General features: G+C 47.3%; 11 protein-coding genes and 1 pseudogene. 6 read left to right on the top strand and 6 right to left on the bottom strand.

Going from position 1 to position 15266, the window contains the following annotated elements:
• Positions 1–427: 427 nt before the first annotated feature.
• A pseudogene (locus CIK96_RS08345) lies at positions 428–760 on the top strand (nucleoside kinase); the annotation flags it as partial.
• A 25-nt stretch (positions 761–785) separates the two neighbouring features.
• Positions 786–2219 (top strand): hypothetical protein, encoded by a 1434-nt coding sequence (locus tag CIK96_RS08340; RefSeq protein WP_094440313.1) that lies wholly within the window; start codon positions 786–788, stop codon positions 2217–2219.
• Between the two features lie 657 nt (positions 2220–2876).
• On the opposite strand, the gene CIK96_RS08335 is transcribed toward CIK96_RS08340, so the two are convergent.
• Complete coding sequence (locus CIK96_RS08335; RefSeq protein ID WP_094440312.1) at positions 2877–4322, bottom strand: ATP-binding protein; 1446 nt, start codon at positions 4320–4322, stop codon at positions 2877–2879.
• An 854-nt stretch (positions 4323–5176) separates the two neighbouring features.
• On the opposite strand from CIK96_RS08335, the gene CIK96_RS13605 reads away from it, so the two are divergent.
• The 4 genes from CIK96_RS13605 (at position 5177) to CIK96_RS08310 (ending at position 10052) form a co-directional block, all read left to right on the top strand.
• A complete protein-coding gene (locus CIK96_RS13605; RefSeq protein WP_256387573.1) occupies positions 5177–5311 on the top strand; it encodes a hypothetical protein in 135 nt (44 codons plus the stop codon).
• Positions 5312–5322: 11 nt separating this feature from the next.
• The gene (locus CIK96_RS08325) at positions 5323–5553 is read left to right on the top strand and encodes a hypothetical protein (protein ID WP_094436706.1); all 231 of its coding nucleotides are present in this window, start codon (positions 5323–5325) and stop codon (positions 5551–5553) included.
• Between the two features lie 520 nt (positions 5554–6073).
• Positions 6074–6958, top strand: a complete 885-nt coding sequence (locus CIK96_RS08315; RefSeq protein WP_094440310.1) for a DMT family transporter — start codon at positions 6074–6076, stop codon at positions 6956–6958.
• Positions 6959–7055: 97 nt separating this feature from the next.
• A complete protein-coding gene (locus CIK96_RS08310) occupies positions 7056–10052 on the top strand; it encodes a glycoside hydrolase family 2 protein (protein WP_094440309.1) in 2997 nt (998 codons plus the stop codon).
• A gap of 127 nt (positions 10053–10179) precedes the next feature.
• On the opposite strand, the gene menD is transcribed toward CIK96_RS08310, so the two are convergent.
• The 5 genes from menD to CIK96_RS08285 all read right to left on the bottom strand — a co-directional run bounded on the left by menD (position 10180) and on the right by CIK96_RS08285 (position 15265).
• Positions 10180–11739 (bottom strand): 2-succinyl-5-enolpyruvyl-6-hydroxy-3-cyclohexene-1-carboxylate synthase, encoded by a 1560-nt coding sequence (gene menD / locus CIK96_RS08305; RefSeq protein ID WP_094440308.1) that lies wholly within the window; start codon positions 11737–11739, stop codon positions 10180–10182.
• A gap of 30 nt (positions 11740–11769) precedes the next feature.
• Complete coding sequence (locus CIK96_RS08300; RefSeq protein WP_094440307.1) at positions 11770–12816, bottom strand: isochorismate synthase; 1047 nt, start codon at positions 12814–12816, stop codon at positions 11770–11772.
• On the bottom strand, positions 12809–13222 hold the full coding sequence (locus CIK96_RS08295; protein ID WP_094391100.1) for a PaaI family thioesterase: 414 nt from the start codon (positions 13220–13222) through the stop codon (positions 12809–12811). Before CIK96_RS08295 ends, CIK96_RS08300 begins: the two co-directional genes overlap by 8 nt.
• A 9-nt stretch (positions 13223–13231) precedes the next feature.
• Positions 13232–14215, bottom strand: coding sequence for an ROK family protein (locus CIK96_RS08290; protein WP_094440306.1), 984 nt, complete (start codon positions 14213–14215; stop codon positions 13232–13234).
• Positions 14216–14284: 69 nt separating this feature from the next.
• Positions 14285–15265: an ROK family protein gene (locus tag CIK96_RS08285; protein ID WP_094391098.1), complete on the bottom strand. Its 981-nt coding sequence runs from the start codon at positions 15263–15265 to the stop codon at positions 14285–14287.
• Position 15266: the final 1 nt, after the last annotated feature.

Here is a 15266-nt window from a genome sequence, read left to right as displayed (position 1 = left end):
ATTATATATAAAAAATCGGCTCGAAAGTCAGAAACCGTTTTTCAAAACTGTAAAACTGTAAAACTGTAAAACTGTAAGTTGTTGAAATGTAATAAAAATTATACTGAAAGAATGATGTAAGGAGTATGTGTGCAACATAAAAAAACGAAATAATTCAAATCTTGCATGGCAATTTGATGATTTTGTATTACCTTTGTCTCCAAGAAAACTAAGAATCATGCTACAGATACGTTGCAAGAATAATAATATAACCAAGAGTTTCCCAGAAGGAACCTCATTATTGGAAGTCTATCAAGACTACGCCGAAGAACTAAAAATGCCGTTCCCAGTGGTCTCTGCCAAGGTCAACAACACCTCGCAGGGACTGAAATTCAGACTCTTTCAAAACCGCGACGTAGAGTTCCTCGATGCACGCGAAGGCTCTGGGCGACGCATCATCCGCGATTATAATAAAGGTGCCTATACGGCACAGGAGACCATCAGCCAATGGCGCAATGTCTGTGAAGCAGAAGATCAATGGATTGCGCCATTCCAGGAAACAGCAGACGTGATGTTCAACTCGGCACTCAATATCGAGTTTGCCGTGCTCCGTCCTCACGCCGAACTGATTCTTGCGGCTGTGCCTCGCAACTGTCCGGAATATGCCGAGGCACACCGCCTCTTGAAATTCCTGCATTATTTCATCCCCATTTCCGACCGTGAGATTCCGCCCACCTCTATCATGCGCGAGTTTGTAGGAGGATCAAGTTTCAAGTATTAACATCACCCAAAAAGACCATACCGCCATGCACTACAATTTAACATTACCTATATTCTATTCAGATGTCTGTCTCATCTTCATCGTCACGGGCATCATCTGTGCCGTAGTGCGTTGGTTCCACATGTGTCGGCCCTACGACCAAGAGGCTGACTATTACTATCCCGCACGCCGACAGGTCACATTCTTCTGTGCAGCCGTGATACTGCAACTGCCCTACTTCCTCTGCCCCATGAGTGAGGCTGCCTGGCAGTATGTGCGCATCTTCAGCATCATCTTCTACCCGTGCTGTTTCTCTATGCTGTTTCAGCGCTACTTCCATCGGAAGCCATTGGCCGGACTCTTCAATGTGACCGTCTTCACCATTCCTATCTCATTGCTCACCGTTATGGCAGTAACCATCCTTGCAGGTAGCGGCAACTGGTTGGAACAGCATTACCATTGGTTTCTATGGGTGATGGTGGGATTCAGCGTATTACTCACCGCACGACTTCTGGGTGTTATCCGCCGCATCACACAACTCATCGACAACTACCACATTCAGAACTATGCCACCGAGGACGACTTTCCACTGCGCTTTGCCGAAAAAGTCATTTGGATGCCGCTGGTATGGATAGGCATTGCCTGGTTGCCCTTGGTCATAGGCAGTCGCCTGCTCATGGCTATCATCCATATCGTCTTTTCCGTTTGGATGGTTATATTCCTCTGTCTCATTCTCCATCCGCAACGGTCAAAATCCGTCAATAATAACAAAAACACTACACAGAATGACGACCAAAGGCTGTCGATGGCGCAGACCGACACGCCTGCTGAAACAACTGACGACAACGAGAACGACACGGAGGCTACGACAGAGACAGAACAGCAGGAAGTGATTCTGGACGATGCAGAAACAGTGTCCGTGACTGAGTCTGCAACAACCGAGAAACAGCAACCACAGGATCAAATGCCTACCGAAACAGAACCGTTGGCAGAAACAGAGTCTGACGATCCGCTCTCGGAGAATGTCCTGCCAGAGACGATCACCATAGAAGATATTGTTGCGGACAATCCTGAGGAGAAACCCGTCGCTGAGGCAGAGACACAGCAAGTCACAACAGCAACTACCGCTCCTAAGGTTGCCAAACTGCGAGCACGCTATAGTAAAGAGGCTAAAGAGGCTGTGTTGCAGGTGATCTTGCAAAACTATCGCGACAAACATCTGCTCAAGACTCAAATTCTCTCTGGAGTGGATAAGGGCCTGCGTTCAGGTGCCAGTCGTTTTATTGCCGAAGTGGGTTACTACCGTCTCGTCAACATGTTCCGTTTGGAATATGCTCGCCTTTATGCCAATGCCAATCCTGCTTCCACTCAAGTGGAAGTGGCATACGAATCGGGCTTCATCTCAGACTCTGCCTACTGTAAAGCCAAGCGCAACATCCAGGATATCAACACCGATTTTGTGAAGGGTGTCCACCTCTAATATCCTTTTTCGGAGCACCAACGAAAACAAAATCCGTGAGATTCGCATGCGACAATGAAATAGTGATGATCATAACATATCCATGCAGAAGCACCCCCAAACTACACGTTAAAAGCAAGAAAAGGCCAAAATTGCACGTTAAAAGCAAGAAACAACAGCCTTAAAACGCAACAAGTGGCCGTTAAAAGAAAGTTAAAAAGTGTTTAGTTAACGGCAAAAGAAAGTGAAAACTAAAATTTTTCTAAAATCTTCGAATTATGTTTCGTAACTTTGCAAACGAGAGTTAAATTCTCCACACCTAATAACTATACCACGTTGACACAACCATAAAACAAAGGATGAAGAATGAAACCAACCATATCAATATATATATACTTACAAAAACATCACGAAACTGAAGAACATGAGAATGAACAACCCCACTGTCAAATGACTGTCGACAGCATTGCTTGCGATGGTCTTTTTGACAGTGGCATGCGAAAGCGATGACTTCAAAGGTAAGCATTGCTTGGGTATGTCCTCCAAGATTTCTTGCCGACAGGCAACCCCAAAAAGGTCACACGGAAATCACAGAAATCACAGAAATGTTCGATTCTGCTCATCTGGCTTAACGAAAACGGTGGCAAGAGTATTGTCCAACGTTTGACTAAGGTGTTATCAAAAGAGATCATTCATCGTCACTTCACTATTCACCAATCCGCTGTACATATTCTGCTTCACACCATAAGTCGTGATGAAAGTATGCAACAAGGCTTTCTTCGTCTTGGTTGCCACAGAGAATGAAGACATTCTGTCACGCAGTCGCTGCTCATAGCTGGCATCTATCACAAACTCATCTTTGGCATATTTCATCTCACAAATATTGATTGTGTCGTCGGCACGATCAATCAACATATCAATCTGCCCGCCTCGCCACTCAGCACCAGTAGAATCCACAAAAGGACGACAAGACCAGGAATAAACATTCGCCAAAACACCGGAAATGCCCAATGTTTTTTTGATTTGTGGGATATGATGCAGGCACACCTGTTCAAAAGCATAGCCACTCCAGGCTGTGCGACTTCCCGAATTGCGCATGTTACTCCAAAAATTCTGATCCTGTCCACTGTTATTTGCCACAAAACGGGTATAGAACAATGAGTATAAATCAGTTAACTGATAAATGGCATCCCTTTCACTCTTTCCTATGGTAGAATATTTTCTGATAAAGTCACATTTCTTCAGATTCTCCAGGATTTCAGATAGCTGTCCACCACCTTTCAGTTTCAATTCAGCCATCAATTCCTTACGAGTCATCCCCTTCATTTTTTCTGAAAGCACTTCTACTATCTTACGATAATGCATGGAGTCATGAAATAGGGATCGGAAGAGAAAATCAAACTCTCCACGTAATGGTGAATCCTGCGAGAAAAACAATCTATCAATGCACACGTCTAATGGTACACCATGCTCCAGCATATCAAGATAATAAGGAATACCTCCCAATATCATATAGGCATCCAACACCTGCTGACGGGTAAGAGACAAACCTTTCAAGTCGTTTAAGAACTGCTCGGTCTCACCCAGAGAGAACGGAGCCAGATAAATCTGGCGAGTTACACGACCATACAGTCCGCCCTTATCGCCTATAAACTTGGACAACATCCACGTAGTAGAAGAACCACAGACGATAAGTTTCATATTAGGAACCATTGAAGCCCATGAATTCCAAAAATAGCTGAAAGCTGCGATGAAATTACTTTTGGGTGTATCCATCCAAGGCAATTCATCAAAGAACAGAACTAACGGTTCTTGTTGAGACACCCCCGACAGATATTCTCGTAAAGCAGCAAATGCCTCAAACCAAGTTTTCAGTCTCGGCACAGTCTGTTTAGTATAATGTTCCAATGCCATGCGAAACTGCTCCAACTGTACTGCACGGCTCACTTCATACATTCCTATAAACGAAAAAGCAAACTGGTCATTGAACATTTTTCGAACCAAAAAAGTCTTTCCTACACGCCTACGACCATAGATTGCTATCAGTTCTGCCTTGCTGCTTTTACAACGCTCCAGTATGAGTTTTTGCTCATACTCACGTCCTATTATCCCGTTTGTATTCATAACGTTCTGATTTTATTTCATTTATACCGTATCTTATTGGTGCAAAGATAAACAAAAAAACTGAGACACGCAAGGATAGCACCGCCCTAACTACCTTTTTTAACATAGTTAGGGCGGACTTATAAGCGATAGCGCCGCCCTAACTACCAATTTTTATATAGTTAAGGCGGTACTATCGCAAACTCATCCTCCCTTTTTTGTCGCACACGGAAAGATTATTATCCACGGAACACACGGGAGAATACGGATTTTTTTGGTAGCCTGAAGGCTAGAAATCTTTGGGGGAAATCTTTTTAAAGATGTTGCGCGAGCGCAAGAAATATTTTATTGAGATATGATTAAAATTAAATATTGATTTCTGGCCATAGGCCAAAGATTTTTTCAAAGATTTCCTCCAAAGATTTCATGCCGACAGGCAACCACCAAAAACAATCCGTTTAAATTCCGTCTAAATTGGCATACGCCTTTGTTTTCTCGCCACGGCATAATCAAAGCGAGCTTAACTTCGTTGACTTTCCTCACGTTCGGAAAACTTCAAGCGAGCTTGATTTTTCGTTCACTTAATCGGAAAGTTCGATTCTGCTCATGGCTTAACGAAAACAATCCGATGATTGTTACTTTTGTCCTTACAGGACGTACTCGGGTACATTGCACAATGTCCCCAGGGTGTTACCCTGGGCTAAGAAAACCATTGGGCTTTCAGTCCGCCTTTGCTTGTTTTGTTATTTCCAGCCCACCACTGCTTGTTTGGTTACTAACGCCCCGAATGGGGCAACATCTTCTTAGCCCAGGGTAACACCCTGGGTATGTATGGTTATTTTTTCAAACGTCCTGTAAGGACAAAAGTAAAATCCGTGAAAATTTACGCACTGGACAACGCCACGAACAGTATCAAGTTCAAGTACAAATATAGAAGTCATCATCTCCCAATCACCATTGACTACGGTAAGAACATCTTCGATGATCCATTCCACCGCACCTTCGACTAACACCAATCACTATGCAATCAATCCACATCACCACCCTCCGCAAAATCCTATCCAGTCCCGAACCCATCGACATCCGTCTATGGACTCGCAGCGGTGAGATCCAGTCCTGGCACCGTTGCATCTCCCTCAAATATGACTTCTATAAAGGCACAAGACGAATGAAACTGATGGACTCAAATGAAATCCGGCAGCTTCGAGATGTGTGTATATTTGAGGTGAATGGCATGGAGGTGTATATGTAGAGTAGCGAATTTGGCTAAAATTGTCAAATTCCTAAAGAAACTGTCTTCTTTTTAAAAGAATAGTATTACCTTTGTTCCGAAAAAGTGGAACATGTACCACTTTTTCGGAATGTATGATAGTTAACAGAAGCACTTATATCGACCAACTGATTCGTTCTAAAGGCAACGGATTGATTAAAATTATAACAGGATTAAGACGTTCGGGAAAGTCTTTCTTGCTAAAGAAGCTTTTCCGACAGCACCTGTTGGATGATGGTATTAAGGAAGACCATATCATAAAAATTTTGTAGAGGCTTTTGATGCTTTTATAAAAATAAAGATACTAACAGAAACGAAACTCTTTTTCAGAGTATAGAACATTTGAATGTTGACGATTTTTTCCTGTACAACATCAAAGTCTCTATGTTAAAAAACACAGTTTTTCTTTGGCATTTCACTCGGTTTGCACTATCTTTGCATGCGTGTAGCGATAGCCACACAACAAAGACTGTATTGATTCGTGATAACACCAAAGATTCAGATGCCAAAGACAAACAATAACATCTTCTACCATCTTGTTGCATTCCTAACTGTAGCAATATGGGGCACCACCTTTGTATCTACCAAGGTGTTGATGATTAATGGTCTTTCGCCAGCACAGATATTCACGCTGCGTTTCGCCATGGCATATGTGCTGATGTTCTGTTTCAACCATCGACGACTCTTTGCTGACTCATGGCGCGACGAAGGTCTGATGGTATTGTTGGGCATCACCGGAGGTTCACTCTATTTCCTGAGTGAGAACGAAGCCATGAACTACACTACAGCCACCAATACTTCACTCATCGTATGCTCCTGTCCACTGTTTGCCACACTACTGGTGCGGTTGGTCTATCGCTCTTCGCGCATCCATATCATGCAGTTGACAGGTTCACTATTGGCATTTATGGGTATGACCATCGTAGTGCTCAACGGCAGATTTGTGCTCCACCTTTCTCCCGTGGGCGACGCCCTGGCATTTACAGCCTGCATCTGTTGGGCATTCTACTCACTGTTGATGAAGACAATGACCGACAAGTATAGTGCTGCTTTTATCACGCGGAAGGTATTCTTCTATGGTGTGCTGACCATCATACCTTATTATATATTGGTGCCGGGCGTGCCTTCCATGGCAGTGCTGACCCAACCCGTGGTTGTGGGCAACCTATTGTTTTTAGGCTGTCTGGCATCGATGATTTGTTTCTTGACATGGAACTGGTGTATCTCCAAACTCGGTGCGGTGAAAGCCACCAACTGGGTATATTTCAATCCCATCACCACGATGATCTTTGCCTCATGGGTGTTGGGCGAGAAGATTACCATCTATTTTCTGATAGGTGCCGTCTGTATTCTGACGGGAATGTATATGGCAGACCGAAAGACATAAGAGTCCTGCTACGGTCTGACAGCCCAGCAATCACCGACAACTACTACACACTACCCTACCAAACATCACATATTAACTAATCTAAAAAACAACAATTATGCAAATCAAAAGATTGTTACTAATGGCCCTCTCTGCTGTTGCTTTACAGAGTGCGGCACGTGACAAGATTGACCTGTCGCCATTAGCGTGGGACATCACCCTCGATCCTCAAGCACAGTGGGCAAACGACAAACTCTTCACACCGCCCGTCACCATGGCATCGCTGCCAGTCAATCTGCCCACAGGCGGATGGCAGTTGCTCGACCACCCACAGAAGACTGGTGTGCATCTTCCTGTCACTGTGGAAGGTGAGATGTGGGGATGGAATGGTCAGACCTATGGTGTGACCGGCAATTATGTCGGCGTGTCATGGTTTCGCACGCAGGTTGATGTGCCTGCCAACTGGCAAGGCAAGCGCATCGCTCTGCAGTTTGATGCCGTGCGCTTCCGTGCCGAGATCTTCGTCAACCGCCAATTGGTGGGCTACGATTTGGTCAACAGCACTCCCTTTGAAGTGGATATCACCCCATACGCCAAAGTGGGACAAAAGAATGAGGTAGCTGTTCGCATCACCGACCCCAACGGCAATTTCAACTGGAAAGACTCGCAGTGTTATGCGTGGGGAGCCTACCTCACCAATCCCTCACATGGTTTTGGAGGAATCACAGGACGTGTTCACCTCGTGGCAACCGACAATACGTTTATCCGCGATATGTTTGTGGAGAACACCCCAGCCGCCTCTACCGTCAAAGTACACATAGCAGCAGAAGGCGTGAAACAAGCCACACCACTGAAACTCGAACTGAGAGAACGCGGAAGCAACAAGGTAGTATGGAGTCGTCAGGAACAGATGGATGGTAGCGAGAAAACCCTGACCCTCTCTTTACCTCAAGCCAAACTATGGAGTGTGGAAGAACCCAACCTCTACGAACTTACCGCCAAACTGGGCAACGATGAGTTGAGACAACGTTTCGGATTCCGATGGTTTGAAGTGCGCGACGTAAAAGGTGACCGACAGTTCTACCTCAACGGCAAGCGCATCACCCTCATCACCGCCATCTCATGGAGTTTCTGGCCCGACAACGGTATTACTCCTTCTCGCGAGCTCGCCTACAAACAGGTGCGAGACGCCAAACAACTGGGCATGAATATGCTCAACTTCCACCGCACCATCGGCAATACCGATGTGCTCAACGCAGCCGACGAACTCGGTCTGCTCTATTTCGAGGAACCCGGCGGCAACCAATATCCCGCCAACAAGTTTGATGACGGTACAGCCTACACCCAGTTTTATTTCAACTACCGCAATGAGAAACTGGCACGTATGATACGTCGCGACCGATCACATCCATCACTCATCATCTATAATCTGCACAACGAGCGTGGTGCTTCACCACAGGCAGAAGACCGCCGACAGATGCAAATGGCACATCGCCTCGACCCATCGCGCATCCTCACCTATAATTCGTGCAACGGAAAGAATCCGGAGGGATTACCCGACGACCATTTCAAACTGCACCTGATGCCCGGCGATACCACCTTCCACAACATTGGTTGGTGGGACAACCACCATGCTGGCGGACCCGGTGTCTATCATGACTATATCTATAAAGGCAAGAACGACTACCTGCGTTTCTCTGATAATAAAGGCGAAATAGTATATTGGGGAGAAGAAGGAGCCATCGGCACACCGCCACGTCTGCAACTCATCCGCGACGAGATTCTCCGTTCGGGACGCACTAACAACTGGGAGGCTGCCGACTATTTAGCATGGTATGATGCCTACGACAACTTCCTCCGCACCCGTGGCTTCAGCAAGGCATTCCCCTGTGTTGACAGTCTGACTCGACAGATGGGTAATGTGGCATATTATTACCAAGGCCGTGTGATGGAGAATGTTCACATCAGCAACACAGTAGATGCCTATGCCATCAACGGATGGGAGTCGATGAAACTGGAGAACCATTCGGGTGTGGTAGATAACTACCGCAACCTCAAAGGCGATGCACAGCTGATAGCCCGTTACAACCGTCCACTTTATCTCTCAGTGAAACTCACCCATAAGGTGCTTGCCGTTGGCGATACGATGACTACCGATGTGTATATCGTCAACAGAAAGGATATCCACGGACCAGCCATGCTTCAACTCACCGCACGCGACGCGCAAGGCAAAGTATTGTCACGGATGAAAAAGCGCGTCAAAGTGAGTGGCGGAGTGGTCTATGGCGAGAATCTGATGACTGGTTGGAAGGTGCGCATTCCCTGTGCCGGTTATGTCAGCATCGAAGCCCAACTGCAACAACACGGACGCACCGCGGCTACCGGTGATGATAAGATCTATGCCGTGGCTATGAATGCAACAGGTATTGACGGTGTATGTGCCGTGGCTGATACCACTGGTGTACTGGCTGCCTACCTTGATGCACAAGGCGTGAAGACGGTGAATTACCATCGTGGCAGACCACAGGCAGACCTGATGATAGTAGGAGCCTTTGAACCCACACAGTTTGGAAGTGGATACAGTGATATTCTGGAGTGGGTTTATTCGGGCCACACCCTCGTCATTGTAGATAATCCCGTGCGTTGGGCAGATCTGCTTTGCGATAAAGAGGTGATGGACTATAGAGGTGAGAAAGCCTTGGGACGATCATGGTATGGTGGCAACTTCTTCTGTCGGTCACACCCCATCTTTGAAGGATTACCCACCGACTGTGTGTTCAACTGGGAGTATCAGTGTTTTGCAGCCTACAATCGTCGCCGCATCGGTTTGCGCGACATGAGCGGTGAAGTATTGGTCGGTTGTGTGTCTGACCATCGCAAAGAGGTGTATTCGGCACTCTCCGAGATTCCTGCAGGACGTGGCAGAATACTCATTACCACACTCGACATCCCTGCTTGTCTGAAAGGAACGGAAGCCTATACGAAGAAGGTGGATCTCGACGGTATGAACGAGTCGATGAATACCTTCAACACTCAGGGCATGAACAAAGCTGATGCTGTAGGACGACAGCTGTTGCTCAACATGCTGCGCTATGCTTCACAGCACAAGCAATAAACTCATATCGGACAAACTGCCGATTTTGAAATCATGAATATCGGGCAGGAAGAAACACCAAGATGTTTTCTTCCTGCCCGATTGCTATACTCCAAAAGCGATAATCGCTAATGACCGATTGATGGAATCAATCTATAGGATATCTGAGAATAGTCTGATAGTAACTGCGCATCACTTGCTCGTCAATAGCTGCGTCGGTGGTGACTTCAAGCAACAAAGGACAATCGGATGCAGACACTAACCACTGCAACCCATCAGTAAGCGAATCAGCATCAACAGCGGTGCGATAACCCACTCCACACTGTTGGCAGATGCCTGCGGCAGTTGTATGATGGGCTGCCGACACCAAGGCGTCGCGAGCAGGACTCTTTTCCAATCCAGGTAAAAGGCGGAAAATGCCTCCCCCACCGTTGTTGAGCAGCAGGATGCGGAGACTGGAGGGTAGCTGATTGTTCCATAGTGCATTCTGATCGTAGAAGAAACTGAGGTCGCCGATGACACAGAACAAAGGCCACGGACTGACTGCCATGGCTTGACCGACAGCAGTGGACAGTGACCCTTCAATGCCATTGACACCCCTGTTGCACCATAATACACCCGTAGCAAAACTATTCGCCAGTCGGATGGCGGTAGAGTTGGCATAATGGCGATAGACCATGGGCAATGCCGACAATCGCATTTCAAGTTGACGAACAGCAAGCAGCTGCGAGAAAGGAGCATCAAAGGTACTCACAGCCTCATCAACCTTTGCCGCCAAAGTCTGCCAACGCTGCACAAACGGATGGGGATCTTGTTCGAGCAGGAAGTGTAAATGATCAACCACCATATCGGAATCACCTACAATGACCTTAGTGAGATTCATCAAGGGGTCGCTGACCTCACCTGTTTCGTTGATCAGCCACGACTCTTTGGAACGTCGCAGAAACTTCCTTACCCGTTTGCTCACTATGGGTAAGCCAACATAGACCACGAGGTCGGGCACATAGCTCTCGTCGTGTTCTACCATCATCACCATCTCATCCAACCGACGGTTGAAGGGTTGACCGCTGATAAGCATAGGACGTTTGGACAACATGAACATACGGCCGATGTGACTCAACACATGGTTGGGCATCTCAGCCTCGATGCGTTCCATGCAACGAACAGCAGGGAGCGAGGGACAAGAGAAATCGAAAAGCGGTTCGCTGATGGCTATATTGATATGTACAGGCGCGCGATGTTCCAACAATGCCTCGTTGACCAACCGTTCGCAGTACCATCGTGTCTCATCATCAGCAGGTTCTGGCAATGAGACAGCCTTTGCCACAAAGCGTCCAAGCGCATCAGATTGCGGCAGGGTCTGCCCATCGAGTTGGTCAATCCACTGGGGAGGACGGTCAGCAGAAACCACGACCAATGGGCGGTGGCGATAGTAAGCCTCTGCCACTGCAGGGGCGAGATTGAGCAATGCCGACCCACTGGTGACACACACCACTACGGGTTGGTTGGTAGCATCAGTAATGCCCAGCGCACAAAAGCCTGCCGAGCGCTCATCGGTAAGCGGATGACACTGGATATCAGGACAGGCCTCAAGGTTGTGGACTATAGGAGCATTGCGACTGCCGGGACACACCACAGCATGGCGCACGCCATGGGCAACCAATAAAGCGGTGAGGATATTGACGTTTTCTTTCGATGAATAATACATCACGAGAGATTTAGTGTTTATATGCAATGATTACTGGAAAAGACGACGCATAGTGTCGAGTTTCGCTTCGGTCTCCTGCCATTCCAACTGTTCGTTACTTTCTGGCAAGATGCCACCACCGGCATAAAGGCGACAATGACTGTTGAAGAGTTGCATGCAGCGCAAGGTGACATAGAGATGGGTCGTATCGTGAAGTGACAACGGTCCCATGAAACCACTATAATAACGACGGTCGTGATGCTCGTTGGCAAGGATAAACTGGCGAGCCTCATCCTTGGGCAGACCACATACAGCCGGTGTGGGATGGAGTGCCTGAATGAGTTCTCCCACCCTGTCGGTATTCGACAAGGTGAAATGGAAATCGCTGCGCAGATGTGCCAAATGGGCAGCACGCACCGTGCGAGGACCATGTTCGGTGAAATCGGAAGTATAGTGTTCCAACACCTCAGTGACATAAGTAGCCACATACCGTTGCTCTTGAATATTCTTATCGCTCCACTGCACCTTGTCGCTGTAGGGCATGGTGCCGGCAAGAGCCATAGTCTGCCAGAAGCGACCACTGCCCGACAACAGAATTTCGGGAGTGGCAGTAAGCCATGTACCTGCCTGCGGAGTGGAAACCAATGCCACCATCACCCGTGGATAACGGCGACAGGCTTCGGCAAAAAGACTGATTGCCGTAAGACCTGGCTTACGCTTGATGTCAACACTGCGGGAAAGGACGAGTTTGCTAAACTCGCCATTGACAAGATGTTCGTGGAAATTGGCGAAATCTACCTGATAGTCGGCATGAGAAAAAGGTTGCGGTTCAATCTGCGATTCTATATTTTCTACCGAATCTACAGGAATCAATGCCTTCACATGGTCTGCACAAGCAAAAGTATATACCCTGTCCGGGCGCAACAGCAATATAGGACAATCTGCAGAAGGAGCAAAGGGAGCCATGACAAATCCCTCGCAGCCACACAGTTCGGCACACGATGGCAACTCGCGTGGCAGTCCGCCAATCTGATCCACCAGCACACACTGCTGTTGATGGGGCAAGCGATATATGGCAAAAGCTGTTGTTTCATTCATGGGATGGTATGATATAATTGGTGACACGCACAGTGGATATCAAATCACCAGACGTATCACGGAGTTCTACATTCCACACATGAAGGGTCTTTCCACGATGTTGCAATCGTGCAGTGGCGGTCACCGTCTCCCCTTCTGTCACAGCTTTGACATGGCTGCCACTGACTTCAATGCCCACACAGGCACATCCGGGACAGAGTGCCGACGAACCGACACCAGCCACATTCTCTGCCAATGCCAACGAAGCGCCACCGCTAAGATAGCCAAAAGGCTGACGTGTGCGTTCATCAACAGCCATACGTGCCATACAGATATCGTCCTCGGGAGTGGAGATAAATTCCATGCCGAGGACGGTACTGAGATTGGGACTGCTTGAAATAATTTGTTTGATATGTTCTATATCCATTCCTACAGCTTACTTAAACAACGAGTATTCCTTCACCGTCCATGCCAAGGCACTGGCTCCAAGGATGTCTCGCTCCCCTTCATCGAAATCGGAGAAGAACAATTCTATCTTGTCACGGCTATTGTGGAACACATTCTCTTCAAAACAAGCACGAAGGTCGGGCATCATCCACTTACCGAACATGGCAAGTTCGCCAGTGAGGATAACAGCTTCAGGATCGACTATGGAAGCATAGTTGGCAAGTTTCATACCCAAGATGCGACTCGTATAGCGCACGGTTTCCAATGCCACCTTGTCTTCCATTTCGCAGGCTTGCTTCAAGATCTTCATAGTCATTTCAGGCATACGGCGCAACATACTGTCCATTTCTGGATGCTGATCAAGGATCTCACGAGCAGTCTGTATCATGCCACGTGCCGAGACATAAGCCTCCAGACATCCCTCTTGACCACAATTGCACTTGCGACCACCCACTTTACAACAGGTATGGCCAAATTCGCCGGCATAGCCTTCTACACCTAAATGGGCACGACCATTACAGAAGAAACAACTGCCCAGTCCGCCATTGCCCAACAAGACAACGATGAAGTTGCGCATACCATGAGCTACACCATAAGCTGCCTCGCCTACTGCAGTGGCATGGGCATCATTACCCAAACCTACTGCCAAGCCCAAGCGGTCGCACAACATTGATGCCAAGGGGATGCGTCCTTTCCAAGGCATATTCGGAGAATTTTCCACACATCCCGTCACATAGTTGCCACTGGGCACACTGATTCCTACCGAACGGATGCTCTCCATGCCACCATTGGCTGCGATGAGTGATGTAATTTTCTCACAGAGCATTCCAGCGAAATCGTTGATATCGTGGTAGGTCGATATATAGAAAGAGTCGCGAGCAATAATGTCGCCACGCACACCGACAATGGCTAAGGTAGCCATATCGTATCCGACGACAACTCCCACTACTTTATTTTTTTTTGTAACACCCATAATGCAATGTTTCTACTTTTTTATTGTTTTCTGTCATTCATAAAATGGGAAGCATGAGGGAGGAACTTACTACAAGAATAGTGAGTACTCTTTCACATCCCATGCCATTACACTGGCACCAAGAAGGTTGAGCTCCTGTTCGTCAATCTGAGAGAGCAAGAGTTTTACTTTGCCCTTCATATTATGGAACACATGTGCTTCAAACACCTCATTGACCATTTCAAGCAACATCTGGTCGCCCTTTGTCACATCACCCGTCAGGATAATGGCTTCGGGATTGACAAGAGAAGCATAGTTGGCTAATGCCAATCCCAGATACTCGGCTGTGCGATGCAATACTTCTTTTGCCAGTTCATCGCCAGCCACAGCCTCTTCAGCAATGGCGCGAACGGTCAGTTTATCTACACTGCGTAGCGTAGAGGGCAATTCGCTCTCTGCAAGAACTTCCCGCGCTGTTTGTATGAAGCCTTTCTGCGCTGTATAGGTTTCCAAACATCCACGTTTACCGCAACCACAAAGACGTCCACCAGGCTCGACACAAATATGTCCGACCTCACCGGAAAATCCATGATTGCCATTATAGACTTCTCCATTGCTGAAGAAGCGGCTTCCCGTACCACTGCCGATGGTGACGAGTATAAAGTTCTTCATGCCGTGGGCAGGACCAAAGGCATGCTCACCTAAGGCGAAAGAATAGGCATCGTTGCCTAGAACAACCGCAATACCCAAGCTATCGCGCAACATAGCAGCCAAAGGTACCACGCCTTTCCAAGGCAGGTTGGGCGCATTTTCAATACATCCAGTCACTTGATTGGCACTGGGTGCACTAATACCAATAGATCGTACGCTTTCGTATCCGCCATTGGCTTCAACAATCTCAAGGATGCTCTCTGACAACTTTAAGATATAGTCATTGATTTTCGGGTAATCTTCCGAAGAGAAACTATCCCTGGCTATGATATGGCCACGAATGTCTATCACTGCGTAGGTCGTCTGATCTACATTGATATCGACACCAACTACCCGTGTTTTGATTCTTTCGTGCAACATT

The sequence above is a fragment of the Prevotella sp. P4-98 genome (genome assembly GCF_002251405.1).
Taxonomy (GTDB): Bacteria; Bacteroidota; Bacteroidia; order Bacteroidales; family Bacteroidaceae; genus Prevotella.
The sequence above is the reverse complement of the archived record's forward strand: the minus strand, read 5'-3'. Positions and strand labels throughout refer to the sequence as shown.

Coding starts and splice junctions, on each gene's coding strand:
- CIK96_RS08340 (WP_094440313.1), top strand. CDS start 786: ATGCACTACAATTTAACATTACCTATATTCTATTCAGATGTCTGTCTC.
- CIK96_RS08335 (WP_094440312.1), bottom strand. CDS start 4,322: ATGAATACAAACGGGATAATAGGACGTGAGTATGAGCAAAAACTCATA.
- CIK96_RS08325 (WP_094436706.1), top strand. CDS start 5,323: ATGCAATCAATCCACATCACCACCCTCCGCAAAATCCTATCCAGTCCC.
- CIK96_RS08315 (WP_094440310.1), top strand. CDS start 6,074: ATGCCAAAGACAAACAATAACATCTTCTACCATCTTGTTGCATTCCTA.
- CIK96_RS08310 (WP_094440309.1), top strand. CDS start 7,056: ATGCAAATCAAAAGATTGTTACTAATGGCCCTCTCTGCTGTTGCTTTA.
- menD (WP_094440308.1), bottom strand. CDS start 11,739: ATGTATTATTCATCGAAAGAAAACGTCAATATCCTCACCGCTTTATTG.
- CIK96_RS08300 (WP_094440307.1), bottom strand. CDS start 12,816: ATGAATGAAACAACAGCTTTTGCCATATATCGCTTGCCCCATCAACAG.
- CIK96_RS08295 (WP_094391100.1), bottom strand. CDS start 13,222: ATGGATATAGAACATATCAAACAAATTATTTCAAGCAGTCCCAATCTC.
- CIK96_RS08290 (WP_094440306.1), bottom strand. CDS start 14,215: ATGGGTGTTACAAAAAAAAATAAAGTAGTGGGAGTTGTCGTCGGATAC.
- CIK96_RS08285 (WP_094391098.1), bottom strand. CDS start 15,265: ATGTTGCACGAAAGAATCAAAACACGGGTAGTTGGTGTCGATATCAAT.